The 26411-nt window shown below is 70.0% G+C and carries 23 protein-coding genes and 1 riboswitch; of the genes, 14 read left to right on the top strand and 9 right to left on the bottom strand.

What is annotated here, in order from left to right; genetic code table 11:
* The first annotated feature begins 327 nt into the window (after nt 1–327).
* The 3 genes from ddaH to E3T24_RS02125 all read left to right on the top strand — a co-directional run bounded on the left by ddaH (nt 328) and on the right by E3T24_RS02125 (nt 5275).
* The gene (gene ddaH, locus E3T24_RS02135) at nt 328–1134 is read left to right on the top strand and encodes a dimethylargininase (protein ID WP_134365715.1); all 807 of its coding nucleotides are present in this window, start codon (nt 328–330) and stop codon (nt 1132–1134) included.
* A 563-nt stretch (nt 1135–1697) separates the two neighbouring features.
* Nucleotides 1698–3473, top strand: coding sequence for an ABC transporter ATP-binding protein (locus tag E3T24_RS02130; RefSeq protein ID WP_134365736.1), 1776 nt, complete (start codon nt 1698–1700; stop codon nt 3471–3473).
* Nucleotides 3470–5275, top strand: coding sequence for an ABC transporter ATP-binding protein (locus E3T24_RS02125; protein ID WP_134365716.1), 1806 nt, complete (start codon nt 3470–3472; stop codon nt 5273–5275). Before E3T24_RS02130 ends, E3T24_RS02125 begins: the two co-directional genes overlap by 4 nt.
* A 157-nt stretch (nt 5276–5432) precedes the next feature.
* Here E3T24_RS02125 and E3T24_RS02120 read toward each other — a convergent pair whose 3' ends face one another.
* The 4 genes from E3T24_RS02120 to E3T24_RS02105 all read right to left on the bottom strand — a co-directional run bounded on the left by E3T24_RS02120 (nt 5433) and on the right by E3T24_RS02105 (nt 7125).
* Nucleotides 5433–5786 carry a cytoplasmic protein gene (locus tag E3T24_RS02120; RefSeq protein ID WP_134434224.1) on the bottom strand — a complete coding sequence of 118 codons (354 nt, stop codon included), beginning with the start codon at nt 5784–5786 and terminating at the stop codon, nt 5433–5435.
* Nucleotides 5787–5838: 52 nt separating this feature from the next.
* Nucleotides 5839–6282 carry a cytoplasmic protein gene (locus tag E3T24_RS02115; protein ID WP_198415971.1) on the bottom strand — a complete coding sequence of 148 codons (444 nt, stop codon included), beginning with the start codon at nt 6280–6282 and terminating at the stop codon, nt 5839–5841.
* A gap of 63 nt (nt 6283–6345) precedes the next feature.
* Nucleotides 6346–6660, bottom strand: coding sequence for an MGMT family protein (locus tag E3T24_RS02110; protein WP_134365718.1), 315 nt, complete (start codon nt 6658–6660; stop codon nt 6346–6348).
* Nucleotides 6661–6672: 12 nt separating this feature from the next.
* Nucleotides 6673–7125 carry a GNAT family N-acetyltransferase gene (locus E3T24_RS02105; protein ID WP_134365719.1) on the bottom strand — a complete coding sequence of 151 codons (453 nt, stop codon included), beginning with the start codon at nt 7123–7125 and terminating at the stop codon, nt 6673–6675.
* A 174-nt stretch (nt 7126–7299) separates the two neighbouring features.
* Between E3T24_RS02105 and E3T24_RS02100 the strand changes: the two genes are divergently transcribed.
* The 3 genes from E3T24_RS02100 (at nt 7300) to E3T24_RS02090 (ending at nt 12017) form a co-directional block, all read left to right on the top strand.
* Nucleotides 7300–8514, top strand: a complete 1215-nt coding sequence (locus E3T24_RS02100; protein WP_134365720.1) for an NADP-dependent isocitrate dehydrogenase — start codon at nt 7300–7302, stop codon at nt 8512–8514.
* Between the two features lie 131 nt (nt 8515–8645).
* Nucleotides 8646–10577, top strand: coding sequence for a heavy metal translocating P-type ATPase (locus tag E3T24_RS02095; RefSeq protein WP_134403375.1), 1932 nt, complete (start codon nt 8646–8648; stop codon nt 10575–10577).
* 201 nt (nt 10578–10778) lie between these two features.
* Complete coding sequence (locus tag E3T24_RS02090; protein WP_134365722.1) at nt 10779–12017, top strand: MFS transporter; 1239 nt, start codon at nt 10779–10781, stop codon at nt 12015–12017.
* 199 nt (nt 12018–12216) lie between these two features.
* Here the strand turns inward: E3T24_RS02090 and E3T24_RS02085 are convergent, their stop codons facing one another.
* The 4 genes from E3T24_RS02085 to purU all read right to left on the bottom strand — a co-directional run bounded on the left by E3T24_RS02085 (nt 12217) and on the right by purU (nt 15276).
* Nucleotides 12217–13017, bottom strand: a complete 801-nt coding sequence (locus tag E3T24_RS02085) for an ABC transporter permease subunit (protein ID WP_134403376.1) — start codon at nt 13015–13017, stop codon at nt 12217–12219.
* A complete protein-coding gene (locus tag E3T24_RS02080; protein ID WP_134434223.1) occupies nt 13007–13957 on the bottom strand; it encodes an ABC transporter ATP-binding protein in 951 nt (316 codons plus the stop codon). The genes E3T24_RS02085 and E3T24_RS02080 overlap by 11 nt, the downstream gene beginning before the upstream one ends.
* Before the next feature lie 66 nt (nt 13958–14023).
* A complete protein-coding gene (locus E3T24_RS02075) occupies nt 14024–14374 on the bottom strand; it encodes a YrdB family protein (protein ID WP_241976258.1) in 351 nt (116 codons plus the stop codon).
* Nucleotides 14375–14403: 29 nt separating this feature from the next.
* Nucleotides 14404–15276, bottom strand: a complete 873-nt coding sequence (purU, locus tag E3T24_RS02070) for a formyltetrahydrofolate deformylase (protein WP_134365725.1) — start codon at nt 15274–15276, stop codon at nt 14404–14406.
* Between the two features lie 174 nt (nt 15277–15450).
* Here purU and E3T24_RS02065 point away from each other — a divergent pair, with 174 nt between their 5' ends.
* Both E3T24_RS02065 and E3T24_RS02060 read left to right on the top strand, forming a co-directional pair.
* Nucleotides 15451–16770 (top strand): MFS transporter, encoded by a 1320-nt coding sequence (locus tag E3T24_RS02065; RefSeq protein WP_134410460.1) that lies wholly within the window; start codon nt 15451–15453, stop codon nt 16768–16770.
* A 60-nt stretch (nt 16771–16830) separates the two neighbouring features.
* Nucleotides 16831–18198: a hypothetical protein gene (locus tag E3T24_RS02060; RefSeq protein ID WP_134410462.1), complete on the top strand. Its 1368-nt coding sequence runs from the start codon at nt 16831–16833 to the stop codon at nt 18196–18198.
* 73 nt (nt 18199–18271) lie between these two features.
* Here E3T24_RS02060 and E3T24_RS02055 read toward each other — a convergent pair whose 3' ends face one another.
* Nucleotides 18272–19777 carry an amino acid permease gene (locus E3T24_RS02055; RefSeq protein WP_241976270.1) on the bottom strand — a complete coding sequence of 502 codons (1506 nt, stop codon included), beginning with the start codon at nt 19775–19777 and terminating at the stop codon, nt 18272–18274.
* Nucleotides 19778–20005: 228 nt separating this feature from the next.
* Between E3T24_RS02055 and E3T24_RS02050 the strand changes: the two genes are divergently transcribed.
* Genes E3T24_RS02050 through mnhG form a run of 6 tightly spaced genes read left to right on the top strand, consistent with a single transcriptional unit; the run spans nt 20006 to nt 26297 of the window.
* Entirely contained in the window at nt 20006–22960 is a 2955-nt protein-coding gene (locus E3T24_RS02050) for a Na+/H+ antiporter subunit A (protein ID WP_134365729.1), read from the top strand.
* On the top strand, nt 22957–23502 hold the full coding sequence (locus E3T24_RS02045) for an NADH-quinone oxidoreductase subunit K (protein WP_134403380.1): 546 nt from the start codon (nt 22957–22959) through the stop codon (nt 23500–23502). Before E3T24_RS02050 ends, E3T24_RS02045 begins: the two co-directional genes overlap by 4 nt.
* Entirely contained in the window at nt 23499–25067 is a 1569-nt protein-coding gene (locus E3T24_RS02040; protein ID WP_241976260.1) for a Na+/H+ antiporter subunit D, read from the top strand. The genes E3T24_RS02045 and E3T24_RS02040 overlap by 4 nt, the downstream gene beginning before the upstream one ends.
* Complete coding sequence (locus tag E3T24_RS02035) at nt 25064–25699, top strand: Na+/H+ antiporter subunit E (RefSeq protein WP_134403381.1); 636 nt, start codon at nt 25064–25066, stop codon at nt 25697–25699. The genes E3T24_RS02040 and E3T24_RS02035 overlap by 4 nt, the downstream gene beginning before the upstream one ends.
* On the top strand, nt 25699–25962 hold the full coding sequence (locus E3T24_RS02030) for a monovalent cation/H+ antiporter complex subunit F (protein ID WP_134365732.1): 264 nt from the start codon (nt 25699–25701) through the stop codon (nt 25960–25962). The genes E3T24_RS02035 and E3T24_RS02030 overlap by 1 nt, the downstream gene beginning before the upstream one ends.
* Nucleotides 25959–26297 carry a monovalent cation/H(+) antiporter subunit G gene (gene mnhG, locus E3T24_RS02025; protein ID WP_241976262.1) on the top strand — a complete coding sequence of 113 codons (339 nt, stop codon included), beginning with the start codon at nt 25959–25961 and terminating at the stop codon, nt 26295–26297. The genes E3T24_RS02030 and mnhG overlap by 4 nt, the downstream gene beginning before the upstream one ends.
* Before the next feature lie 23 nt (nt 26298–26320).
* A riboswitch (ZMP/ZTP riboswitch) is annotated at nt 26321–26410 on the top strand.
* The last annotated feature ends 1 nt before the right edge of the window (nt 26411 follow it).

Here is a 26411-nt window from a genome sequence, read left to right as displayed (position 1 = left end):
CGCCCCGCCGACGTCGCCCGCCCCGCCGACGTCGCCCGCACCCGCGTCGCCCGGCCCCCGCCCCGCGTGCTGCGCCGTTACGCGGGTGGCACGCCACGCGCGGAGCGGCGCACAACCCGCGCTCGCCCACCCGGGCCAGTGAGAGTGCCCGTTCCGGTCGAGAGTGACCGCAGTACCGGGCACTCTCGACCGGAACGGGCACTCTTGGGAAGCGGGAGGCGCGGCGGCGCAAGCGCGGCGGCGCAAGCGCGGCGGCGCGAGCGCGAAGGGGGTAAGCGGGAAGGGGCGGGACGAGGGGACGGGACGGCCGGGCTCTACACTGGCGAGATGGAAACCGAGACTTCGCACGCGGACGCCTCCGTCGGGGCGCCGGCCAGGCGGCGCGCGCTGGTGCGCCGGCCCGCACTCAACCTGGCCGAGGGGCAGCTGACGCACATCGAGCGCAGCCCGATCGACCTGGCCCTGGCGGTCGAGCAGTGGCGCGGCTACCTGGCGGCGCTGGCCGACGAGGGCTGGGACACAATCGAGGTCGAGCCGGCCCTGCACCTGCCGGACTCCGTCTTCATCGAGGACGCGGTCATCCTCTTCGGCAATCTCGCCGTCGTGGCCAGCCCGGGCGCTCCGAGCCGCCGCGGCGAGACCGTGGCCGCGGAGACGGCCGTGCGCGCCCTCGGCCTGCCGGTGCACCGCCTCGAGCTGCCCGGAACCCTCGACGGCGGCGACGTGCTCAAGGTCGGCCGCACCGTCTACGTGGGGCGCAGCCTGCGCACCAACGACGCGGGGATCGCGCAGCTGCGCGAGATCCTGGCTCCGGCCGGCTACACGGTGCTCGCCGTGCCGGTCACGAAGGTGCTGCACCTGAAGACCGCGGTCACCGCGCTGCCGGACGGCACCGTGATCGGCTACCCGCCGCTCGTCGACGACCCGAGCGTGTTCCCGAGCTTCCTGCCCGTTCCCGAGCCCGAGGGCACCGCCGTGGTCGTGCTCGACGACCACACCGTGCTCATGTCGAGCGCAGCGCCGCGCTCGGCCCAGCTGTTCGCCGCCCACGGCTACCGGGTGGTCACGGTCGACATCTCCGAGTTCGAGAAGCTCGAAGGCTGCGTCACCTGCCTGAGCGTGCGGGTGCGCTGAGCCTGCGGGGTGCCCTGAGCCTGCTGGGTTCGCTGAGCCTGCGGGTGCCCCGAGCGGGCGGCACGGTGTCCCGCCCCGTCGAATCCCGAATTAGGTCTTGCGCGGGGCGACCAGGGAACATATCCTGAAAGGCTGCCTGATCAGGGGGGCACAGTTCAGACACGACGCGCTCAGGAGGCCGACATGACCAAGACAGCACCGTTCACGCTCGCAACGTTTGCGAACGACGGCGCCCGCATTGGCGCATCCGCCCCGTTCCGTCGCACCGCCTAGCGCGCACCAGAACGCCGAGCACCGCCAACACCGGCCAACACCGGCCGACACCGAACACCGCCAGCCGCCCCACGGGCCGCAGGCCGGCAGTAACGCTGCCGCACCGGGAGGCTCCGGCCTCCCCCTCGCCGACTCGATCCCGTCTCGTCGGCATTCTGCGACGCCCCCCGGCGCCGTTCAGTTCTCCACGTACCGTTCAGGACTCTTTCGTGACCACGCTCACAGACCACACCCATCCGCCCGATCCCGCGGCTGGCCCCGGCCCCGCGCGCCAGAACACTCTCCAGGTGATGCTGCGCCTGTACCCGTTCGCCCGTCCGGCGGTGCCGCGGCTCGCCCTCGGCATGCTCGCCGCCCTGCTCGCAGCCCTCGTCGCCCTCGCCATACCGCAGGTGCTGCAGCGCCTCGTCGACGGCACACTGTCCCGGCAGGAAGCCGGCCAGATCTGGCCGGCCGTGCTCCTCATCCTCGGCCTCGGCGTGATCGAGGCGGTGCTGATCGCGCTACGGCGCTGGTTCGTGCTCGGCCCCGGAACTCACATTGAGGCGAGAATGCGGAACGCGCTCTACGCGCGGCTGCAGGACCTGCCGGTCTCCTTCCACGACAAGTGGCCGAGCGGGCAGCTGCTGTCCCGCATGGTCAGCGACCTGAACCTGATCCGCCGGTGGATCTCGTTCGGCCTTGTTCTCCTCGTGGTCAACGTGGTGACGATCCTGATCGGCGCCGTCATCCTGGTCTCGATGAACTGGGTCCTCGGGGTCATCTTCCTCGTCTGCTCCGTGCCGCTCTGGGTGGTCGGCTACCTGTTCGAGGGCAAGTATTCCGCCGTCGCCCGCCGAAGCCAGGACCAGGCCGGCGACCTCGCGACGGCCGTCGAGGAGTCGGTGCACGGCATCCGTGTGCTCAAGGCGTTCGGGCGCGGGAAATTCGCGCTGAAGAACTTCTCCGTGCAGGCCGAGAGCCTGCGTGGCACCGAAATCGAGAAGGCCCGCGCGATCGCCGGCATCTGGCTCTGGCTGCTGATGGTGCCCGACGTCGCCTTCGCCCTCTGCCTGGTGGCCGGCGTCTGGCTGGCGAGCCAGAATGAGCTGAGCGTGGGGTCACTGGTGGCCTTCTTCGCCACTGCGACGGTGCTGCGCTGGCCGGTCGAATCGATCGGCTTCCTACTGTCGATGACCTTCGACACCCGCACCGCGACCGACCGGTTCTTCGACGTGCTCGACGCGCCGAACTCGATCACCGACCCGGAGCATCCGGTCACGATCGACCGGCCCCGCGGACGCCTCGCGTTCACGAACGTGCACTTCCGCTACCCGGATTCGCCCGCCCGCTTCCTCGACCTGCTCGACGGCGTCGACCTGGTGCTGGAACCGGGGGAGACCATGGCCCTGGTGGGTCTGACCGGCTGCGGCAAGTCCACCCTGACGGCGCTCACCACCCGCCTCTACGACGTGACCGAGGGCGCGGTGACCCTCGACGGCGTCGACGTGCGCGACCTCGGCCGCGAGGAACTGCGGCGCCACCTGTCGATGGCGTTCGAGGATGCGACGCTGTTCTCGGCATCCGTGCGCGATAACGTGCTGCTCGGCCGGCCCGAGTGGTCCGAACGCTCGATTGAAGCGGATGCCGCGCTCGAGCAGGCCCTGCAGGTCGCCCAGGCGGGTTTCGCCCACGACCTCCCGCAGGGCGTCGATACGCTCGTCGGCGAGGAGGGGATGAGCCTCTCCGGCGGCCAGCGGCAGCGGATCGCGCTCGCCCGGGCCGTGGCGGCACGGCCCGCAGTGCTCGTGCTCGACGACCCCCTGTCTGCGCTGGACGTGGACACGGAGGCCCTCGTCGAAGCCGCCCTGCGCGAGGTGCTGTCCTCCACCACGGCGCTGATCGTGGCGCACCGGCCGTCGACGGTGATGCTGGCCGACCGGGTGGCCCTGCTCGAGAACGGGCGCATCACGGCGGTGGGCCGGCACTCCGACCTGCTCCGCGAGAGCGAACACTACAAGTTCGTGATCTCGAGCCTGGAAGACGAAGAGCGACGAGAGTCACTGCGAGAGGAGGTGGCACGATGAGTGTCACCGGAGTCGAAGGAGAAGACCGCAGCACCTTCACCGCCGCGGAGAGCAAGCAGATCCGGACCCGGTCGCTGCGGCTGCTCGGGTCGCTGCTGAGCCCCGTGCGCTGGCCGGTGATCGCGGCGATGCTGATCGTGGTCGCCTCCACGGCCGCGCAGGTGGCCGGGCCGGCCCTGATCGCGTACGGGATCGACCTGGGTCTGCCCGCGCTGATGGAACAGGACTGGGTGCCGCTCGCCGCGACCGGGGTGCTCTACCTCGGCACGGGCGTCCTCGGTGCCCTGCTGATCGCCTGGTACACGATCATGTCGGCGCGGATCAGCCAGGCCGTGCTGATCGACCTGCGCAAACGGGTGTTCCTGCACACGCAGCGGCTGAGCCTCGAATTCCACGAGTCCTACACCTCGGGCCGCATCATCTCCCGCCAGACCAGCGACCTCGACGCGATCCGCGAGCTGCTGGACTCGGGCATCAACCAGCTCGTGCAGGGCCTGCTCTACATGGTGTTCACCGGGATCGCCCTGTTCGCGCTCGACGGCACCAGCGGCCTCGTACTGCTCGGCGCGCTGGTGCCCCTGCTGGCGCTCACGCGCTGGTTCCAGCTGCGCTCGCAGACGCTGTTCCGGCAGTCCCGGGTGGCCTCGGCGAGCCTGATCGTGCGGTTCGTGGAGACCATGACCGGCATCCGTGCGGTCAAGGCCTTCCGGGCGGAGAAGCGCAACGAGGCCGTGTTCGGCGAACTCGTCGAGGACTACCGCAAGGTCAACGGGCGGGTGATCCAGCTGTTCGGCATCTTCGACCCCGGCCTGGTCCTGATCGGCAACGTGGCCGTCGCGGTCGTGCTCCTGGTCGGCGGGTTCCGCGTCGTCGACGGGCAGCTCGCCATCGGCGCGCTCCTCGCGGCGCTGCTGTACACCCGGCGATTCTTCGACCCGATGGAGGAGATGGCGATGTTCTACAACTCCTACCAGGCGGCCCAGGCTGCGCTCGAAAAGATCTCCGGGGTGCTCGAGGAACACCCCGGTGTGCCCGACCCGGCCACGCCGGTCGACCTCTGGGCGGCGAAGGGCGCGGTCTCGTTCGAGGGTGTGCAGTTCGAGTACCAGAGCGACCGCGTCATCCTGCCCCGCTTCGACCTGGCCATCCCGGCGGGGGAGACCATCGCCCTGGTGGGCTCGACCGGGGCCGGCAAGTCGACCCTGGCCAAGCTGATGGCCCGCTTCTACGACCCGACCGAGGGCCGGGTCGCCCTCGACAGCGTCGACCTGCGCGACCTGCACCCCAAGGACCTGCGCCGGGCGATCGTCATGGTCACCCAGGAGGCCTACCTGTTCAGCGGGTCGGTCGCCGACAACATCTCGATCGGCAAGCCGGATGCCACGCCGGCCGAGATCGTGGCGGCAGCTCGGGCGGTCGGGGCGCACGAGTTCATCGAGGGACTGCCCAACGGGTACGACACCGACGTGAACAAGCGCGGCGGGCGTGTGTCCGCCGGGCAGCGTCAGCTGATCTCGTTCGCGCGGGCGTTCCTGGCCGACCCGGCCGTGCTCATCCTCGACGAGGCCACCTCGAGCCTGGACATCCCGAGCGAGCGACTGGTGCAGCAGGCGCTGCAGACGCTCCTGTCAGACCGCACGGCCGTGATCATCGCCCACCGCCTGTCGACGGTGGCGATCGCGGACCGGGTGCTCGTGATGGAGCACGGGCGCATCGTGGAGGACGGCACCCCCGCCGACCTGATCTCCGGCACCGGGCGGTTCGCGCAACTGCACGCCGCGTGGCGGGAGTCGCTGGTCTAGAGACGGGCTGCGGCGCCCGCCCGCGGCGCCCGCCCGCCAAGCCCGCCCGCCGAGCCCGCTCGCGGCGCAGGTTCGAGTCGCGGGCGCAGGGTAGAACCTGCGCCCGCGCGCACAGGGTGCGCCACGACGGATGCGCGGTGCGGGTCGCCGGGACGGGCTAGCCCGGCCGCGGGCCCAGCGGCTCGCGGGGTGAAGGAGCCGTCGGCGCGGCCGGCGGCTCCTTCAGATCGACGAAGATCGTGTGCGTCGGCGTGGGGCGGGTGTTCCGCCCGGAATGGTGCTGCCCGGGCAGCCACCGCGCGACCCCGGCGGGAATGTCGACGTCGACCTCCCGGCCGTCCGACTCCAGGTGCCGGGAGAACGCGCTCAGCGTGATCATCACTGAGGCCGGGTGCGCGTGCGGAGTCGTCTGGTCTCCGGGGGCGTCGAGGTACTCGAGCACGCGCACGCGCTCGTTCTCCAGGATCACCCGGTAGAGACCGGGATTGGTGGCCGCCGGGTCGTTCGTCATAGCCGCAGGTTAGTCCCGCGCGACGGGAAGGGAACCCGCAGGAGGAGCGGCGCTAGGCGAATCCCCACGCCTTCTCTTCGTCGCTCGAGGCGTCGGAGAGCGGTGTGCCGGTCAGGGGACGGGGGGCCAGCGGGCGGGCGGCCGGGCCGAGCGGTTGGTGGCCGGGCTCCGGCGGCGTGACGGGGGCCTGTTTGAGCTCCACGAAGATCGCGTGCGTGGGCGTGGAACCGATGTTCAGGCCGGTGTGTTCCTGGGCCGGGAGCCACCGTGTCTCGCCGGCGGGCAGCTCGACGTCGATCTCGCGGCCCTCCGACGACAGCCGCCGGGAATAGGAGCTGAGGGTGATCATCACGCTGTCGGGATGCACGTGAGGATGGGTCTGGTCGCCGGGGGCGTCCAGGAACTCGAGCACGCGCACGCGGTCGTTTTCGAGCAGAACCCGGTAGAGGCCCGGGTCGGAGGCAAGGGGGTCAGTGGAGGTCGATTCGCTGGGCATGAGGAACGGTAACATCCCTGACCCAGCCCGAACAAGGGGTTGCGGGTGACCGGAATCCAACCTTCAGCCGTGGCTCCACCGCGCCGCCGGGTAGTCGATCCGGTAGCTCTCCGGCAGGTCGCGAAGTGGTGTGCCCTCGTCCCGGTAATGCGGGAGCGCGCGGTCCTCGTGCCCGGCCGGCGGGTGGCCGCCGGAGCGGATCACCCGCCACCAGGGCAGGTCTGTGCCGTACCGCGCCATGATCTGGCCGACGGCGCGGGCGCCGCGGGAGCCGAGCACGGCGGCGACGTCGCCGTACGTCATCACCCGCCCGGGCGGAATCGAAGCGACGATGGAGCACACATGCTCGACGAACTCGTCACCCGATGGTGCAGCCACGTCGGCCCTGGACTACAGCTGCATCGCGCCGATGACCTCGCCGTAGACCGTCTCACCGACATTCGTGAACCCGATCCGGTGGAAGAACGTCTCCGGGCCGCCCTCGCCCGGCTCCCAGATCACCGTGATGCGCTTGAAGCCCCGCTTGCGGGCCTCCTCAGCCAGCGCGTCGGCGGCGAACTTGCCCACCCCGCGGCCCTGCGCATTCGCGTCGACGTTGATGCGCCAGAGGCAGGCCCGGAACTCCTCGTGCTCGGAATCGGGGTCGAAGTTGCCGTGGATGAACCCGGCGACCTCACCGTCCAGGAGCACGACCCGCTGCCAGGCGGTGGCCGGATTGATAACGGATGCCGCGACCGCGTAGGAGACCGGAGCGATGAATTGTTCCTGGCCCGGCTTCAGGCTCAGGTTGTTGGCCGCAACGATGTTGCGTGCGGACAGTTCTTCCAGTCGTAGTTCACCCATGTGAACAGGCTAACCTGCGGCAGACGAGGTGAGGTAGTCGGGTTTTCGGCCGAGCATCGGCGGCCGCTGCCGGGCAGGGCCGGACCGAAAACTATCTCGATGTCAAGATAATTGAACCCCTCGACTAGGATTGACGTGGCCATTAGGCCCCCGCAAAAGTCTGAGGAGATTTCATTGGCGAAGATCAAGGTTGAAGGCACTGTCGTCGAGCTCGACGGAGATGAGATGACCCGCATCATCTGGCATGCGATCAAGGAAACCTTGATCCACCCGTACCTCGATATCGACCTCGAATATTACGACCTGTCGATCCAGAAGCGCGACGAGACCGACGACCAGATCACGATCGACTCGGCCCACGCCATCCAGAAGCACGGCGTCGGCGTCAAATGCGCGACCATCACCCCCGATGAGGCCCGGGTCGAGGAATTCGGCCTCAAGAAGATGTGGGCGTCGCCCAACGGCACCATCCGCAACATTCTCGGCGGCACGATCTTCCGTGAGCCGATCATCATCTCGAACATCCCGCGTCTCGTGCCGGGCTGGAACAAGCCCATCATCATCGGCCGCCACGCGTTCGGCGACCAGTACAAGGCGACGAACTTCCGGTTCGAGGGCGAAGGCACGCTCAGCATGACCTTCACCCCGAAGGATGGCGGCGAGCCCCAGTCATTCGAGGTCTTCCAGGCGCCCGGCAGCGGCGTCGCGATGGGAATGTACAACCTCGACAACTCCATCCGCGACTTCGCCCGTGCCTCGCTCAACTACGGCCTCGAGCGCAAGTACCCGGTCTACCTGTCGACCAAGAACACGATTCTCAAGGCGTACGACGGCCGTTTCAAGGACATCTTCCAGGAGATCTTCGACGCCGACTTCAAGGCCCGCTACGACGCGGCCGGCCTGACCTACGAGCACCGCCTGATCGACGACATGGTCGCCTCGGCCATGAAGTGGGAGGGCGGCTACGTCTGGGCCTGCAAGAACTACGACGGCGACGTGCAGTCCGACACCGTTGCCCAGGGCTTCGGCTCGCTGGGCCTGATGACCAGCGTGCTCTCCACCCCCGACGGCAAGGTCGTCGAGGCCGAGGCCGCGCACGGCACCGTGACGCGCCACTACCGTCAGCACCAGCAGGGCAAGCCCACCTCGACCAACCCGATCGCGTCGATCTACGCCTGGACCCGGGGCCTCTCGCACCGCGCCAAGCTGGACGGCAACCCGGCGCTTGCCGAATTCGCGAACACGCTCGAAGACGTGGTGATCAAGACCGTCGAGAGCGGCAAGATGACCAAGGACCTCGCCCTGCTCGTGGGCCCGGAACAGGGTTTCCAGACGACCGAGGAATTCCTCGCGGCCATCGCCGAGAACCTGCAGACGCGCCTGGCGTAATTCGCCCGCGGCTTCGACGGCGACAGCCCCTCCCTTTCGGGTGGGGCTGTCGCCGTCTTGCATGCTCCGCCGGGTGTCAGGGGAGCCTTTCCTTGCTGGCGAAGCCCGCCGACCGAGACCATAATATGACCATGGTGTCTGCGTCCTCTGCTGTCCGTCGGTATCCTCTCGTTGCGGCGACCCTCGCCCTGGGCCTGATCGGCGCGGTGCTGGCGCTGCTCGGCCAGGCCGACGCGGTGCGCTGGCTGTTCAGCGGGTACGGCCTGCTGATCGCCGGGATCGAAGCGGTCGGCATGGTCAGGAGACTGCGCCAGGGCACCTTCGGCGTCGACCTGCTCGCGATCATGGCCATCATCGCCACGGTGCTGGTCGGCGAATATGTCGCGACGATGATCATCGTGCTGATGCTGACCGGTGGAGCTGCGTTGGAGGATTTCGCGGTCAACCGGGCCAAACGCGAACTCGACGCCCTGCTGAAGCGTGCCCCGCAGATCGCCCACCGGATCGTGGCAGCCGCCAACGGATCCGGCGCAGCAGGGGCGGGCCCCGGAGTCACCGACGTCGAGGACGTGGCGGCCACCGACGTGCGGCCGGGTGACCTCCTGCTGGTGCGGCCGGCCGAGATCGTTCCCGTCGACGGCGAGCTGGTCTCCGACAGCGCGGCCTTCGACGAATCCTCGCTCACCGGGGAGAGCCTCCCGGTCGAGCGCCGGACCGGTGACGCGATCCTCAGCGGGTCGATCAACGGCCAGGCCGCCGCCACCATCCGGGCCACCGCGACAGCGGCCGACAGCCAGTACCAGCAGATCATCCTCCTCGTCGAGGAGGCCGCCGCGAGCAAGGCGCCCGTGGTGCGCCTCGCCGACCGGTACGCCGTGCCGTTCACCGCCGTGTCGCTCACCATCGCCGCGATCGCCTGGATCGTCAGCGGCGACCCGGCCCGGTTCGCCGAGGTGCTCGTCGTGGCTACGCCCTGCCCGCTGCTGATCTCCGCTCCGGTGGCGTTCATGGGCGGCATGAGCCGCGCCGCCCGCAACGGCATCATCGTCAAGGGCGGTGGCGTGCTGGAGATGCTGTCCCGCGCGAAGACCGTCGTGTTCGACAAGACCGGCACCCTCACGCACGGTACGCCGGCCATCGCGAGGGTGCTGCCGGAGCTCGGCTTCGACCAGGACGAGTTGCTGGCCCTCGCCGCGTCGGCCGAGCAATACTCGTCGCACGTGCTCGCGGCATCCGTCATCGCGGCCGCCCGTACCCGCGGACTCGAACTCACCGCGACGGAGGATGCGAACGAGGTGCCCGCCCACGGCGTGGTCGCGCGGCTCGGCGACCGCGAGGTCGTCGTCGGCAAGCTCTCCTACGTTCGGGATCACGCACCGGAAGCCGTGGCCACCCCCCTCGACGGCGGCGAACTCGCCATCTACCTCGCCGTCGACGGCCGCTTCGCCGGCAGCATCGTCGCCAGCGATAAGACGCGCGGCAACGCGCGGCAGACCATGGCCGATTTCCGCGCCCTGGGCCTGCACGAGACCGTCATGCTCACCGGCGACGCCCGGCCCACGGCCGAGCACATCGCCGAACTCGTCGGCATCGAGAGCGTGCAGGCCGACTGCCTGCCGGTCGACAAGGTCGACGCCGTGCGCTCGCTCCCCAACCGCCCGGTGATCATGGTCGGCGACGGCGTGAACGACGCACCCGTGCTGGCCGTCGCCGACGTGGGGATCGCGATGGGCGCGCGGGGGGCCACGGCCGCCAGCGAGTCGGCCGACGTCGTCATCCTGATCGACGACCTGTCCCGCACCGCCCGCGCGGTCGCCATCGGGCAGGACACCATCCGGATCGCCCTGCAGAGCATTTGGCTGGGGATTGCGATGAGTGTCGTGCTGATGGTCCTGGCCGCCTTCGGCTTCATCCCGGCCACAGTGGGTGCGCTGCTGCAGGAATTCGTCGACCTCGCGACGATCCTCAACGCGTTGCGTGCGATCGGCGGCCGCCGGGATGCCGCGGTTCAGGCCCAGGTCGCCGCGCGGGAGCCGGCCACGGTCGGATCCCGCGCGCGCTGAGCCCGTGTGAACCAATTCGACGGAGATTTTGATCTCAGCGCGCGATTCCAGCCTGTTTCGGACCGTATTCGGCAGAATCTCCGTCGAATTGGTTGGGGGCGGGGGGCCGGGGCCGGATCGAGGGGGCGGGGCTCGGGTGAGGAGTTGAGGCTCGGGCGCCGCGCGGCGACTCGGGACCGGCCGAAGGCTTAACCTGAGGTAATGCGTGCACGATTCCGCCGCGGCGGCCCGACCCCCGACGGTGTGACCCCCGGAGGGAGCCCGCGGCTGTCCCGCGAGGTGTACGTGCTCGGCGTGATCGCCTTCTTCGTGATGGTGGGCTTCGGTGTCGTCGTCCCGGTGCTGCCCGTGTACGTGCGCAGCTTCGGGGTCGGCAACCTGGAAATCGGGGCCGTCGTCTCCGCCTTCGCCCTGATGCGTTTCGTGTCCAGTCCCTTCACCGGGCGCATGATCGACTGGGCCGGCGAACGAGCCGTCCTGGCCACCGGGATCGGAATCGTCGCCGTCTCCAGCGGCCTGGTCGGCGTGGCTCAGAACTATCCCCAGCTCCTCCTGCTGCGCGGCGCCGGCGGCATCGGTTCGGCCATGTTCACCGTGGCGGCGATGACCCTGCTGCTCGGCTCCACCGCGCCCGGGATCCGGGCCCGCGCCATCGGATTCTACCAGGGCGGTTTCCTGCTCGGCGGGATGGCCGGCCCGGCCCTCGGCGGGCTGCTCGCCACGATCTCCCTCACCGCACCGTTCTTCTTCTATGCGGGCACCCTCTCCGTCGCCGGGTTCCTGGGCCTGGTCCTGCTGCGACCGGTGCGGGGCACGGGGCCGAAAACGGATGCCGCACCGGCCCCGCGAGTCCCGTTCCGCACCGTACTGAAGGACGAGCGTTTCCGAGCGGCGTGCCTGGCCAGCTTCTCCACCGGCTGGACCTCGTTCGGTGTGCGCAACGCGCTGATCCCCGTGCTGGTGGTCGAGGTGCTCCGCGGGCCGACCGCTTGGACCGGCATCGCGTTCGCCTTCGCGGCCGTCGCGCAGACCATCGCGCTCGCCCCGGCGTCGCGCTTCGTCGACCGGGTGGGCCGCCGGCCCGCCATCATCGGGGCGTTCCTGGTGGCCGGGCTGACCATCTTCGCCGTCCCGTTTGCGCCTGACATCGTGGTTCTCACCGGGCTGCTCTGCGTCTACGGGGTGGCCTCGGCGTTCATGGGCACCGCCCCGGCGGCCGCCGTCGGGGATGCGGCCGGGGCCGGCGGCGGGAGACCGGTGGCGGTGTTCTCGATGTTCTCCGACTTCGGCGCGATCATCGGCCCGCTCGTCGCCGGCTTCCTCGCCGACCAGGTCTCCTATCCGGTGGCCTTCGGCGTGGGCGCCCTGTTCTTCCTCGCGACCTCCGGCTACGCCGCCCTGCGGATGCCGCGAGGCACCCGCCTCCCTGACGTCCCCTGACACCCGCTGACGCCCCGCGCGAGACCCGCCGAACCGTGAGTTCCGCCCCGTTTTTTTGAATTTTGAGGAGCTTTAATCACGGCTCGGCGGGGCTCGGCGGGGCTCGGCGGGGCTCGGCGGGGCAAGACGGCGCAGGGCTGGGTGCGGTGGGGCAGCGCTGGGTAAGGCTCGGGGCGGGCGGGCGGGCGGGGCGGGCCGGTCAGGCCGCGATGTCCCGCCGACGGAACCCGAGCACGGCGAGCCCGAGGAGCACGGCGACGGTGGCCACGGCCACGAGCACGCTGGGGCCGTCCACGCCCTCCCGGAGCGGGTCGTGGCCAATGTACTGGTAGTACGGCGAGAGCTTCTGGAACGGATCGAGCCAGTCGACCAGGGGCGCCAGCGCGTTCACCACATAGGCCACCACCGCGACGACGGCCGGGATGCCGCGGCTCAGCCCGGTCCTGCCGGTCGAGGCCGACAGCGTCAGGGCCAGGGCGCCGAAGACTACGCCGAGCAGCGCCAGGTGCAGCATGGCGGCGGCCACGTCACCGGCCGGGAGGTTCATGTCCGCGAACGACCCCAGGCCCACGAGGGAAACCCCGGTCACCGCCGCGAGCAGGAACGTGCCCAACGCCAGCGCGGTGAACTTCTCCAGGACGACCCGGGTGCGGCCGACCGGGTTGGCCAGCAGGAGGTCCATGGTGTGGTGGTCCTCCTCGCCGCCGATCACGGCCACACCCACGCCGATCGCGTAGACGAGCACGGCGATCGGGCCCATGAACGACAGGAGTTCGACCTGCACGTAGCCGACCGGGGTCGACATGTCCGCGCCGGTCGCGGCGAACAGGTAGCGGAAGGCCTCGGGCATCTGCTTCAGGAAATCGCTCATCGACGGCTGGTCGCGCAGGCTCGGCCACAGGGCCACATACATGCCGACCAGGAGCACCAGAGAGACCGACCAGCCGAGCAGACCTCGGCGCTGGTCGTACAGGGTCTTCGTGAACAGGCTAGCCAGCATCGGTCTCACCGCCGTGTGTTTCGGTGACGGTGTCGGAGCCGGTGTCGCCCGGCCCGTAATAGCCGAGGAACGTCTCCTCGAGGTCGGTTTCGGCGCATTCAAAATCGATCACCGACCGGCGGGACACCTGTTTCAGCAGCGCATCGAGGGCGTACTGCGGCGCGCTGCAGCGAAGGCTCCGGTCGCCGATCGAGAGGTCCTGCACGCCCCGGATCCCGGCGAAATCCTCGGCCGACACCTCCTCCAGGAAACTCGCCCGAATCCGGTGCAGCGACCGGGCGCGGAGCTCCTGGAGCCGCTCGACGGCGATCAGCCGGCCGCGACGGATGACGCCGATCCGGTCGGCGACCCGCTGCACCTCCCCGAGCACGTGAGACGAGAACAGCACGGTGCCGCCGTCCCCGGTGTACTCGCCGAGCAGGGCGTGGAACTCCTGCTGCACGAGCGGGTCGAGACCGCTGGTGGGTTCGTCGAGGATCAGCAGCCGGGGCGCGGACATGACCGCCAGCACGATCGCGAGTTTCTGCCGGTTACCGCGGGACAGCGTCCGCGCCGGGCGGCCGAGGTCGACGTCGAAGCGGGCGGCCAGAGCGGTGGCCTCGGCCCGGTCATCGCGGCCGCGCAGGTGATCGAAGAAGGCGATGTGCTGCCGGCCGGTGAGCCGGCCGTAGAGCGCCGATTCACCGGGAACGTACCCGACCAGGCGGTGCACCTCGACCGGTTGCCGCCACGAGTCCAGGCCGAAGACCTGCGCCTGGCCGGAGGTCGGACGGAGCATCCCCAGCAGCAGGCGGATCGTGGTCGTCTTGCCCGCGCCGTTGGGTCCGAGGTAGCCGAAGACCTCACCGGGCTCCAGGGTGAGGCTGATGCCGTCGAGAGCGACGCCCTCGCCGAACTGCTTCCTGAGCAGGGTCAGGCGAACCGGGGCGAGCTCGTTCATGCGCCGAGCCTGCTCCGAACGGCCAGTCGCCGGAAGGGCCAATGGTCCCGGGCCGTGCGGAGGCGGTTAGCGCAGTTCCGCGCGGCCGGAGAGAACGCCGCTGACCGTGGCGACGACGGCGAAGATCACACCGACCAGCGGGAGGCCGAGGTCCCACCAGGCCAGAGCTGCTGCTCCGAAGACGCAGATCTCGACCACGGCCTTGCCGAACGGGTCGAGCTTGAACACGGCCTTGGGGGAGCGGAACAGAGCCCAGAGCAGGATCGCGAAGGCCGGGGCGACGATGCCGACCACGACGCCGGGCCACGGCAGCGGCCACGCCGCGAAACCCCAGATGCCGAGGCTGATGAACGCGAACAGTTCGAGCAGGAATCGCAGGATGTCGTTGGGGCTGGTCTTCACGCTCGTATCGGTCACTTGCCCCATCTTACCGAGCAGGCGGGCGGCTACTTGAAGATGATGGTGCGGGCACCGTCGAGCAGAACCCGGTGCTCGGCGAACCAGGTGACCGCCTGGGTCAGGGTGCGGCTCTCCTCGTCCTGCCCGATGGCGACGAGTTCGGCCGGCGTGCGGGAATGGTCCACGCGCACGACGTTCTGCTCGATGATCGGGCCCTCGTCGAGGTCGCCGGTGACGAAGTGGGCGGTGGCCCCGATCAGCTTCACGCCGCGGGCGTGGGCCTGCTTGTAGGGGTTGGCACCCTTGAACCCGGGCAGGAATGAGTGGTGGATGTTGATGGCGCGGCCCTCGAGCAGCGTGCAGAGCTCGGGGGAGAGGATCTGCATGTACCGGGCGAGCACGACCAGCTCGATGTCGTGCTCGTCGAGTGCCTCGATCACGCGCGCCTCGAAGGCCGCCTTGCTCGCGGCATCCGTCACCGGTCGGGACTCGAACGGCACCCCGTAGAACCCGACCAGGTCGCGCAGCGTGCCGTGGTTGCTGAGCACCAGGGGGACCTCGATCGGGAGCTGCCCGCCGCGCTGGCGGAACAGCATGTCGTTCACGCAGTTGCCCGCCGTCGACGCGAGCACGAGGGTGCGCACCGGGCGCCCCACCACGTCGATGGCGGAATTCATCCTGAAGTGGGCGACGACGGGGGCGAGCTCCTGCTCGAGCTCCTCGCGCGGGGCGGGGGACTCCACCTGCAGGCGCATGAAGAACCGGCCGGTGTCGGCACTGGCGAACTGCTGGCTCTCGGTGATGTTGCCCCTGGCGCGCACGATGGCACCGCTGACCGCGTGCACGATGCCCGGCTGGTCGACGCAGACGAGGGTGATCACCCAGTGGTGGCGCGGGTTCGGCGACAGAGAAGAAGTCATCCGACTAGGTTACCGGCCTCTCTGGCCGCGCCGGCCACCCGTCGGCTAGGCTGGGACGTGGTCGGCGCAGCATGCCGGCCCCGGGCGCGCACGTCGGCGCGCAGCCGATCCGGACCGGCCCCGCGACGCGAGAGCGGCGGGCGCCACTGTTCCCGTCTGTGAGCCACAGCCACCATGTCATTCACCGCGCCCATCACCCTGCCCCCGCTCGGCGACGGGCAGGGCCGCCCGGGGTCAACTCCCGGCCCCTTCCCCTGGGTCGGGCTGATCGCCCTCGCGGCCGCCGTTTTCCTGTCGGTGACCTCCGAGATGCTGCCGACCGGCCTGCTGCCGGACATGAGCCGGTCCCTCGGCGTCAGCGAGGCCCAGGTGGGGCTGCTGGTCTCCTGGTTCGCGTTCACCGTGGTGCTCACGAGCACCTCCCTGGCGCATCTGACCCGCCGGCTGCCGCGGCACGGCCTGATCGTGCTCGTGCTGGTCGTGCTCGCCGTCAGTAATGTGCTCACCGCGGTCGCCCCCAACTACGCGTTCATGGTGGGCGGCCGCATCCTCGGCGGCATGGCCCACGGCCTGTTCTGGGCCGTCGTCGGCGCCTATGCGGCGCATCTCGTGCCGCGGGAGCAGATCGGCCGGGCCGTGGCGATCACGGTGTCCGGCGGCACCCTCGCGTTCGTGCTCGGCGTTCCGCTGGCCACGGCGGCCGGGCACCTCCTGGGCTGGCGGCTGTCGTTCATCGCGCTCGCCGTGCTGATGCTCCTCGGCGCCGTCGTCGTGTGGCGTTTCCTGCCGCACGTCTCGCACTACGGTGCCCGGCGCACGGATGCCGAGGCGACCGAGGCGACCGAGGCTGCCGAGGCGGCCGCGCTCGCCGCGGCGGAACCCGCCGCCGTGCCCGCCCTCGAAACGGCCGCCGAACCGCGCCGCGACCCGACGATGCCAGCCGTGATCCTGCTCTGCTCGATCACGGCCCTGACGATGGTCGGGCACTACACCTTCTATACCTACATCGCCCCGTTCCTGATCGACGGGATGGGCGTGGACGGCGCGGCCGTCGCGCCGCTCCTGTTCGCGTACGGCATCGCCGGCGCGGTCGGGCTGGTCCTCTCCGGCACCGTGTTCGGCCCTCGGCCCCAGCTGGGACTGGTGATCGGCATCGCCGTCTCCGCGATCAGCGTCAGCGTCCTCGCCCTGTTCGCGTCGACGCTGCCGGTGGCCATCGGCGCCTTCGTGCTGTGGGGGCTGGCCTTCGGCACGCTGCCGCCGCTGCTGCAGACGCGACTGCTGCGCACAGCCTCGCGGCGCATCCGTGACACCGCGAGCGCCATCTACACCACCGCGTTCAACGCCGGCATCGGCGGCGGCGCACTGCTGGGCGCCGCGCTGCTGAACACCGTGGGCATGCCCGCCGTGCCGTTGGCCTACATCGGCATCCTGTCGCTGGCGTTCGTGCTCGTCATCGTCAGTCACGCGGTCACCTGCCGCCGCGCCGTCTGACCTATCCGGAGTGCGGGCGGAAGCCTAGGGTGAGGGCACCGAGCTGGAGGAGGCCCCCCGATGGACGCTCGGCCTCGACCGGGCACCCGACCGCGCCGAACGCCGGGCCCCCGTCTCGTGTGCGTCGCAGCGCTGGCCGCGCTCCTGCTGGCCGGGTGCGCCGGCGGAACAACGGCGCCCCCGGCCGGTCCCGGCGGGACAGCGCAGCCGTCGGCAGACCCCGGCGGGTCCGTCGGCACGGTGTTCACCGACGCGCAGCTGACGGCGTTGCTCGCCACGCTCGCTGACGGCGCCGGCAACACCGTCATCCCCTACAGCGACGCCGGCAGCGTGAGAATCGCCTTCAAGGACGGCGCCGACCTTCCGCCACGACCCGCCGCCGAGCCCGCGGCCTGTGCCGCATTCCAGCCCGAGAGCATGCTGACCCGGCCCGAAACGCTGAAAATGCAATTCGCGGCGGGTGCGTTGCCCGCCAGCACCCCGTTCGGCACCGACACCACCATGATCCTGCTGAAGAGCGCCCCGACCGGCGAGCTGACGAACGCGAACTTCGCCTGCACGGATGACCAGGCCTCCGCCTGTTCGACCTTCACGCTCACGCAATCAGGCACCGAGACCCCTCAGGACGCACGCTTCGTGAAAGTGCCCGCGGTCGGCGATCGGACGTTCGCCACCGTGGTGACCGGCGGCCTGAAACCGGGAGACGTCACCGTCAGCCTGCAGGCGCTGGCCGGAACGGTGTCCATCGGAATGGGTCGCATGGTGGCGACGGCCGACGCCGACGCCACGGCCGCCGACCTGGCCGAGCTGGCCACGCGAATCGTCGCCGTGGTGCGGGACGGAGCGCCGTCGGTGCCCGCACCACCGAGCAACGCCTTCACGCCCGAGCAGCTGGCCGGCCTCCTGGACGGGGTCACCGGCCCCACCGGGAAAGCCATCGACGTGGCCGGAGGATCGACGATCCGGCCGGGGGACACGGCTGTGATGCCTTCATCGGAGGCGTGCGTCTACGACGAGGTGGCCTACACGGGCTCGCAGGCCGGAGCGTCCACGGCCGACGGTGATATCCAGGGGGAGGAGAAGCTGGACGGGATCAGAGTGCGGGTGACAAGCCTGCCGCCGGCCGCCGCCCCGCCGTATCCCTTCGACGCCAAGGCGGCCCTCTTCCAGGACTGCACGTCGGTTCAGGGCACCCGGCCCGGCGCCGTGACACGCACCTGGGACCTGTTGCAACTCGAGGTGACGACCAACGGTGAGGCCTCCTACGCCGTCGCGTATCGCGTCGGCGACGAATGGTCGGTCCTGGTCGGCGCCCGGAACGGTTCCCTCTCCGTGGAGGCGGAGACCGGGGCCCGGTCCGAGAGCGACCTCCCGCAGGCGGCAGCCGGTCTGGCCGCCGTCGTCGACGAGGTGCTGGCCAGAGCGTGACCTGGCCTGAGCGTGACCTGACCCGGGCGTGACCTGACCGGCGCCGGCCGGTAACCGGCCCCGGCGCCCTCCGCTAGCCCTTCCGGCCCGCATCCGTCGGGTCCGTGCCGCGCATCTGGTCGGCGAGCGGGCGGTTGGGGATGATCGGCACCTGGCCGGTGAAGCCCTCCCGGGCGGCCGCGATCTCGAGGATGCGCCCGCGCGAGGCGTACCAGCCGACGATCAGCAGCGGGATGATGATCACGAGCGAGCTGATCGTGAGCGTGCCGACCGGCCAGTCGAAGGCCATCAGCACGAGTACCGCGACGAGGAAGGCCAGGCTGGCGTAGCCCGTGTAGGGGGCCCCGAACATCCGGAATGCCGGCCGCTCGAGGATGCCCAGCTTCGACCAGGCGTGCAGGCGCAGCTGGCAGAGCACGATCATGCCCCAGGCGCTGATGATGCCGATGGCCGCCATGTTCAGCACGATCTCGAAGGCGGCGTCGGGGACGACCGCGTTCAGGCCGACGCCGAGCAGCGTGACCGCGCCGGTGAGCAGGATGCCGCCGAACGGCACGCCCGTGCGGCTCACCTTGCCGGCGAATCGCGGCGCCGAGCCCGCAAGGGACATCGAGCGCAGGATGCGTCCGGTCGAGTAGAGGCCCGCGTTGAGGGAGGAGAGGGCCGCCGTGAGCACCACCAGGTTCATGATCACGTCGACGCCGTCGATGCCGATCGTGCCGAAGAATGTCACGAACGGGCTCTCGCCGGCCTGGTACGCGGTGTACGGCAGCAGCAGCGACAACAGCAGGATCGAGCCGACGTAGAACACGGCGATCCGCACGATGACCGTGTTGATGGCCTTGGGCATCACCTTCTCCGGGTTCTTCGTTTCCCCGGCGGTCGTGCCGACCAGCTCGATCGACGCGTAGGCGAACACGACGCCCTGAACGACCAGCACGGATGCGATCACCCCGTTCGGCAGCCAGCCCCCGTTGTCGGCGATGAGGCTGAAACCGGCCTCCTGCCCGGGAATCGGCGTGCCGAAGATGACCATCCACGTTCCCACCAGCAGGAACGCGACGATGGCGAGCACCTTGATAAGTGCGAACCAGAACTCCAGTTCGCCGAACACGCTCACCGAGAGCAGGTTCAGGCAGAGCACGACCGCGAGGGCGAAGAGCGCGTAGAGCCACTGCGGCACGTCTCCGAACGGCGCCCAGTACCGGGCGAAGAAGTTCATGTAGAGCGCCACGGCGGTGACGTCGACGATCGCGGTCATCACCCAGTTGAGCCAGTACAGCCAGCCGGTGACGAAGGCCGTCTTCTCGCCGAAGAACTCACGGGCGTAGGAGACGAAGGAGCCCGACGACGGGCGGTGCAGCACCAGCTCGCCGAGAGCGCGCAGGATCAGGAACGCAAAGAATCCGCAGATCGCGTACACGAACACCAGGGACGGGCCCGCGGTGGCGAGACGGCCGCCCGCGCCGAGGAACAGCCCGGTGCCGATGGCCCCGCCGATCGCGATCATCTGCACCTGCCGGGCCTTGAGGCCCTTATGCAGCCCCTCGTCCTCGTGCACGTTGACGGCGTCCGCGATGTGCTCGAGGGGGGTCTCCGTGCCACGACCGTGGTACTCGTGGTGTTCATGTTTGAGGGGCACTTCTGGCCCCTGATTTGCACGCGTCATGGGGCTCTTCCGATAATCGGGTTTTCCTCAACACTATCGGCCTCCCGCACGGGGTGTGTGCCGCGCGTGCCGGGATGCGGTCAGGAGCCTCTCGGTTAGACTGGAGTTCGACACTCAGAGAGAGAGCCGGGAGGCCGCATGGCGACAATCCTGCTGGCTTTTTGTGTCGTCTCCGCCTTCACCCCGCTGCTGACGCGCCTCCTGTCGGTGCGGGCCTTCTACCTGATCGCCCTGCTGCCGGCGGCCGCTTTCGCCTACACCCTCGGCCAGACCGCCACCGTGACCGCGGGAGACGCGGTGACCGAGAGCATCCCGTGGATCCCGACGCTGGGTATCTCCCTCTCCTTCCGCGTCGACACCCTGGCCTGGCTGCTGGCGCTGGTCGTGACCGGGGTCGGCGCGCTGGTCCTGCTCTACTGCGCCCGCTACTTCGCCGCCGACGAGCTGTCCCTCGGCCGGTTCGCGGCCCTCCTGCTGGCCTTCGCCGGCACGATGTACGGGCTGGTGACCGCCGACGACATCGTGGTGATGTTCATTTTCTGGGAGATCACCAGTGTGCTCTCGTACCTGCTGATCGGGCACTACACGAGCCGCCGGGCGAGCCGCGGCGCCGCCCTGCAGGCTCTCCTGGTGACCACGTTCGGCGGGCTCGCCATGCTGGTGGGCGTCATCATGCTCTCCGTGGCGGCGGGAACGACCTCCCTGGCCGTGATCGTCGCCGACCCGGTCTCCGGGCCCGCCGCGACCTGGGCGATCCTGCTGATCCTCGTCGGCGCGCTGTCCAAGTCGGCGCTGATCCCCTTCCACTTCTGGCTGCCCGCGGCAATGGCCGCCCCGACCCCGGTCAGCGCCTACCTGCACGCGGCAGCCATGGTCAAGGCCGGCATCTACCTGGTCGCCCGGCTCGCCCCCGGCTATGCCGACACCGACGCCTGGATGCCGGTGCTGGTGACCATCGGCGTCTGGACGATGCTCGTCGGAGCGTGGCGCTCGCTCCGGCAGCACGACCTCAAGCTGCTGCTGGCCTACGGGACCGTCAGCCAGCTCGGGTTCCTGATGGTCTCGGTCGGATTCGGAACCCGGGACGCTGCGCTCGCCGGGGCGGCGCTGCTGCTCGCCCACGCGCTCTACAAGGCCACGCTGTTCCTCGTCGTCGGCATCATCGACCACCGGGCCGGCACCCGCGACCTGCGCCGGCTGTCCGGCCTCGGCCGCAGCCAGCCCGCGCTCCTGTTTATCGCCGTGCTCGCCGCCGGTTCGATGGCCGGACTGCCGCCCCTGTTCGGATTCGTCGCCAAGGAGGCCGTATTCACCGCGCTCCTGGAGGCCGGGCGGGCCGGCGACGGCTGGGGTTGGATCGCCCTGGTGGGCACGGGCATCGGCTCGGTGCTGACGGTCGCTTACAGCATCCGTTTCATTTGGGGTGCGTTCGGCACCCGGCCGACGATGGCTCCCACCGCGCTGCACCCGGACCGGTGGGGCGTGCTGCTGGCCCCCGTCGTCCTCACCGCCGGCACCGTGCTGCTCGGCCCGCTGAGCGCCGGGATCGACCCGTTGCTGGCCCCCTACGCCGACACGGTCGCCGGCGGCGGCGACTACCACCTCGCGCTCTGGCACGGCCTCGAGCCGGCGCTGCTGATCAGCCTGGTCCTGGTCCTCCTCGGCGCGCTGATGTTCGCAGCGCGCCGCCGGGTCGCGCTCCTGCAGGCCACCGTCCCCGCCTGGGTCGACGCCGGCCACGGCTACGGCGTGACCGTGCGCGGCATCGACCGGGCCGCGGCCCGCCTCACCCACTTCGCCCAGCGCGGTGGCCTGCCGCAGTACCTCTCCACCATCCTCGTGGTATTCGTGCTCGCCCTCGGCTTCGCGGCGCTGGTCAACCGCACCTGGCCCGACGCCCTGGTGCCCTGGGACTACCCGGCCCAGGTCGTGATCGCCCTGATCATGGGCATCGCGGCGGTCGCGGCCGCACGGGTCGGCCAGCGGATGACGTCGGTGCTGCTCGCGGGCGTCACCGGTTACGGCCTCGTGGCGTTGTTCGCCCTCCACGGCGCACCCGACCTCGCCCTCACCCAGGCGCTGGTCGAAACGATGACGCTGGTCGTGTTCGTGCTCGTGCTGCGCCGCCTGCCCACCGGGATCATGCAGCACAACCGGCCGATACACCGCCGCCGCCGCGCCCTGATCGGCGTGCTGGTCGGCGCCGTGATGGGAACCATCGGCGTGATCGCCCTCGGCGCACGGCAGGCGGTGAGCATCTCCGCCGAACTGCCGCGCCTGACCCAGGAGGCGCACGGCACCAACATCGTCAACGTCGTGCTCGTCGACATCCGGGCCTGGGACACCATGGGCGAGATCTCCGTCCTGATCGTCGTCGCGACCGGGGTGGCCAGCCTGCTCTTCGTGTCCGGACGCAACGAGGTCGTGCCGCGACTGAAGGGTTCCCGCACCCAGCGGTCGCCGCGGAACCGCCGCCGCGTGGTCGCCGACCCGCACGCGTCCTCCGCCGGGCACGCTGTCACCCGCCAGTCCTGGCTGCTGGCCGGGCGCACCATCCCCGCACCGGACCGGTCCATCCTGGTCGAGGTGCTCGTGCGGCTGCTCTTCCACCCGGCGATCGTCGTCTCCGTCTTCCTGCTCTTCGCCGGCCACAACGCCCCCGGCGGCGGATTCGCCGGCGGACTGCTGGCGGGCCTGGCCCTCGTGGCCCGGTACCTGGCCGGCGGCCGCTACGAACTGGGCGAGGCCGTGCCGGTGGACCCCGGCAAGATCCTCGGGCTCGGCGTCATCCTGGCGGTCGGTTCGGCGGTCGGGTCGCTCTTTTTCACCGGGATCCCGCTCGAGTCGGCGTATTTCAGCGCGGAGGTCCCGGTGCTCGGGGCCCTCTCGTTCGGCACCTCCACCATCTTCGACATCGGAGTGTACCTGGTCGTGATCGGCCTGGTGCTGGACATCCTGCGCAGCCTCGGCAGTGAGATCGACCGGCAGAGCGACGCCGGCACTGCCCCGACGCCCGAGCAGGAGACGCCGAGCGGCGGCGAGCCCAGCGGTGCCGAGCCCGAGGCCCTGGCCCGAACCGAGGTGCTGCCGTGAGCGCGTCCCTGACCCTCGTCATCGTCATGGCCGTGATGTACGCGGCCGGCGTCTACATCATGCTCGAGCGGAGCCTGACCCGGGTGCTGATCGGTTTCGTGCTGGTCGGCAACGCCACGAACCTGCTGATCTTCATCATGAGCGGCCGCCCGGGCAGCTCCCCGATCATCACCGGCACCGCCCGGGACCTGAGCATGGTCGACCCGATGCCGCAGGTGCTGATGCTGACCGCGATCGTCATCAACTTCGGCATCACGGCGCTCCTGCTGGCGCTCATCTACCGCTCCTGGTGGCTGGCGCAGCTCGGCGACGAGGGCGACAACCTCACCGACGAGCACGCCACCGAAGCTCCGGGCCAGAACGAGCGGGACTTCCGGTCCTCCAGCGACGACGACGCGGCCGTGGAAGCCTCGCTCGACGAGGACGGCGAGCACGACGACGACGACGAGCACGATGACGAGGATGGCGGTGCGAACGTCGGCGCTCGAGACGCCGCGAACACGTCCGGCCGCACCGCGCGCCCGGACGGGGGTGCACGGTGAACCCGGCGGGCATCCTCGTGCCCCTGGTCGTGGCCCTCCCGTTGCTCGGTTCGGCGATCGCGCTGGCCCTCGGCCGGCGGCCGGGACGCCAGATCGGCATCAGCGTGCTCGTGCTGGCGGCCGTCGTGGTTATCAGTGCCGTGCTCCTCGTGCTCGTCGACCGGGGCGGCACGGTGGTCGTGCACGTCGGCGGCTGGCAGGCCCCGTGGGGGATCGTGCTGGTGGTCGACCGGTTGGCGGCCCTGATGCTGATCGTCTCCGCGCTGATGCTGCTGGGCGTGCTCCTGTTCGCCGTCGGCCAGGGCATCCTCGACGGCGACCGGGAAACCCCGGTGTCGATCTTCCACCCCACCTACCTGGTGCTGGCGGCCGGGCTGTTCAACGCGTTCATCGCGGGGGACCTGTTCAACCTGTACGTCGGATTCGAGATGCTGCTCTCGGCCAGCTACGTGCTGCTCACCCTCGGCGGAACCGGTGCGCGCATCCGTGCCGGCGTCACCTACATCGTCGTCAGCCTGGTCTCGTCCGTGCTCTTCCTCAGCGCGATCGCGCTGCTCTACGGGGCGACCGGTACGGTGACCCTGGCCCTGCTGGCCGAGCGCGTGCCCCAGCTCGCCCCCGATGTGCAGCTCGTGCTGGGGCTGATGCTGCTGTTGGGCTTCAGCGTCAAGGCCGCCGTGTTCCCGCTGTCGTTCTGGCTGCCGGACTCCTACCCGACCGCCCCCGCGCCGGTCACCGCGGTGTTCGCCGGGCTGCTCACCAAGGTGGGCGTGTACGCCATCCTGCGCACCCAGACCCTTCTGTTCCCGGAGAACCCGCTGTCGGTGCCGCTCCTGGTCCTGGCCCTGCTCACCATGCTGATCGGCATCCTCGGCGCGCTCGCGCAGGCCGATATCAAGCGGCTGCTCTCCTTCACCCTGGTCAGCCACATCGGGTACATGATCTTCGGCATCGCCCTGGGCACCCCCCTGGCCATCGCCGCCACCATCTTCTACGTGGTGCACCACATCACGGTGCAGACGACCCTCTTTCTCTGCGCCGGGCTGATCGAACGCGTCGGCGGCACCACCTCGCTGGCCAGACTGGGCGGGATGCTCAAGACGGCGCCCCTGGTGGCCGGCCTCTTCTTCGTCGGCGCGCTCAACCTCGGCGGAATCCCGCCGTTCTCCGGCTTCCTCGGCAAGGTGGCGCTCTTCCAGGCCGGGGCCGAACTGGGCGGCCCGCTCCCCTTCATCGTGATCGCCGCAGGCGCCGCGACGTCCCTGCTCACCCTGTACGCCCTCACCCGGGCCTGGAACATGGCCTTCTGGCGCCCGCGCCGGGAGATCGAGGACTACGAGTCGCCCATGCTCGACCGGCTCACGGACGACCCGCACGATGAGGGAACCGTCATCACCAAGACCATTTCGCCGCTGATGATCGGGGCGACGACGGCCCTGCTCGCGCTGACGCTCAGCCTCACGGTCTTCGCCGGACCGGTCTTCGCGTTTGCCGCCCGGGCCGCCGCCGAGATCGAGGAACCGGCCGCGTACATCGACGCGGTGTTCCCGGACGGAGCGCCGTGACCACGCGCTCCGAACGCCTGAACGGATACGTCAGCCGGCTCACCCTGGGCGGCGGGCTGGTGCTGCTCTGGATGCTGCTCTGGGGCAGCTTCGACCGGAGGGGTCTGGTCACCGGGGTGCTGGTGGCGGCGCTGGTCTCCGTCGTGTTCTACCTGCCGGCGGTGCAGTTGAGCGGGCGCCTGAATCCGTGGCGAACGGTGCTCTTCTTCCTGCGGTTGCTGGTGGACATCGTGTCGGCGTCGGTGCAGGTGGCCGCCGCGGCCCTGTCGCCGCGCTACCGCGCCAGCAATGCCATCCTCGCCGTGCCGCTGCACACCCGCAGTGACCTGATCCTGACCTGGACCGCGGTCGCCACGTCGATCGTGCCCGGCTCCCTCGTCGTGGACATCGACCGGGTCACCTCCACGCTCTACCTGCACGTGCTGAGCATGCGCACGCCGGAGCAGATCGAACGGTTCCGGGCGAGCGTGTTCGAGACCGAACGGCGAATCGTGCTCGCGTTCGGGTCGAGAGAAGACCTGGAACGGCTGCGGGTGTGCGCCGCCGCCACCGAGAAGTCACCCCAGAAGTCACCCGAGGAGTCACCCGAGAGCTCCACCGAGACGTCCACCGAGAAGACAGGAGACGAGTGATGGCAATCGTCGCGATTGTGGCCGGAGTCCTCTTCGGAGCCGGCGGACTGTTGGCCCTGTACCGCATCATCCGCGGACCGTCCGTGCTCGACCGGGTGATCGCCTCGGACGTGCTCGTGGCCACGGTCATCTGCGCCCTGGGCGCGGAGATGGCCCTCAACCGGCACGTCGACACCCTGCCGGTGCTGCTCGTCCTGGCCCTGTTCGCGGTGCTCGGCTCCCTCAGCGTCGCCCGGTTCCTGTCGGTTCGGGAGCGCTCGTGAACCAGGTGGCCAATGATGTGGTGACGGCCGTGCTGGTGCTGGCCGGGGCGGTGATGTGCTTCGCGGCCGGGGTCGGCCTGATCCGTTTCCCCGACGTGCTGACCCGCCTGCACGCGGCCACGAAACCACAGATCTTCGGCCTGATCGCGGTGACGACGGATGTCGCGGTTAACAATTTCTCGCTCGGGACCGTGACCCTGGTGGTCGCCATCGTCGTCTTCCAGGCGCTCACCGCCCCGATGGCGGCGCACCTGGTGGCCCGGGCCGGGCACGACAGCGAGCACCTCCGCACCGACCTGCTCATCGTCGACGAGCTGGGAAAGCGCACCGACTGAGACCCGAGGGCGCCTGCTAAGATCGAGCCTGTCGCAACTGGCGTAGCACGAAAGATGGGTCACCATCGGGGAGCGACTGACACGGTTAGTGGCCGCACGCCTGGGCTACGACGA

This window comes from Cryobacterium sp. TmT2-59 (genome assembly GCF_004403545.1).
Taxonomy (GTDB): domain Bacteria; phylum Actinomycetota; class Actinomycetes; order Actinomycetales; family Microbacteriaceae; genus Cryobacterium; species Cryobacterium shii.
The sequence above is the reverse complement of the archived record's forward strand: the minus strand, read 5'-3'. Positions and strand labels throughout refer to the sequence as shown.

Excerpts from the sequence above, each read along its gene's own strand:
- E3T24_RS02125 (WP_134365716.1), top strand. The coding sequence starts at position 3,470 with ATGAGTGTCACCGGAGTCGAAGGAGAAGACCGCAGCACCTTCACCGCC.
- E3T24_RS02050 (WP_134365729.1), top strand. The coding sequence starts at position 20,006 with ATGGCGACAATCCTGCTGGCTTTTTGTGTCGTCTCCGCCTTCACCCCG.
- E3T24_RS02130 (WP_134365736.1), top strand. The coding sequence starts at position 1,698 with ATGCTGCGCCTGTACCCGTTCGCCCGTCCGGCGGTGCCGCGGCTCGCC.
- E3T24_RS02030 (WP_134365732.1), top strand. The coding sequence starts at position 25,699 with ATGGCAATCGTCGCGATTGTGGCCGGAGTCCTCTTCGGAGCCGGCGGA.
- E3T24_RS02060 (WP_134410462.1), top strand. The coding sequence starts at position 16,831 with ATGGACGCTCGGCCTCGACCGGGCACCCGACCGCGCCGAACGCCGGGC.
- E3T24_RS02080 (WP_134434223.1), bottom strand. The coding sequence starts at position 13,957 with ATGAACGAGCTCGCCCCGGTTCGCCTGACCCTGCTCAGGAAGCAGTTC.
- E3T24_RS02115 (WP_198415971.1), bottom strand. The coding sequence starts at position 6,282 with ATGCCCAGCGAATCGACCTCCACTGACCCCCTTGCCTCCGACCCGGGC.
- ddaH (WP_134365715.1), top strand. The coding sequence starts at position 328 with ATGGAAACCGAGACTTCGCACGCGGACGCCTCCGTCGGGGCGCCGGCC.
- E3T24_RS02095 (WP_134403375.1), top strand. The coding sequence starts at position 8,646 with ATGGTGTCTGCGTCCTCTGCTGTCCGTCGGTATCCTCTCGTTGCGGCG.
- E3T24_RS02105 (WP_134365719.1), bottom strand. The coding sequence starts at position 7,125 with ATGGGTGAACTACGACTGGAAGAACTGTCCGCACGCAACATCGTTGCG.
- E3T24_RS02090 (WP_134365722.1), top strand. The coding sequence starts at position 10,779 with ATGCGTGCACGATTCCGCCGCGGCGGCCCGACCCCCGACGGTGTGACC.
- E3T24_RS02120 (WP_134434224.1), bottom strand. The coding sequence starts at position 5,786 with ATGACGAACGACCCGGCGGCCACCAATCCCGGTCTCTACCGGGTGATC.
- E3T24_RS02085 (WP_134403376.1), bottom strand. The coding sequence starts at position 13,017 with ATGCTGGCTAGCCTGTTCACGAAGACCCTGTACGACCAGCGCCGAGGT.
- E3T24_RS02065 (WP_134410460.1), top strand. The coding sequence starts at position 15,451 with ATGTCATTCACCGCGCCCATCACCCTGCCCCCGCTCGGCGACGGGCAG.
- purU (WP_134365725.1), bottom strand. The coding sequence starts at position 15,276 with ATGACTTCTTCTCTGTCGCCGAACCCGCGCCACCACTGGGTGATCACC.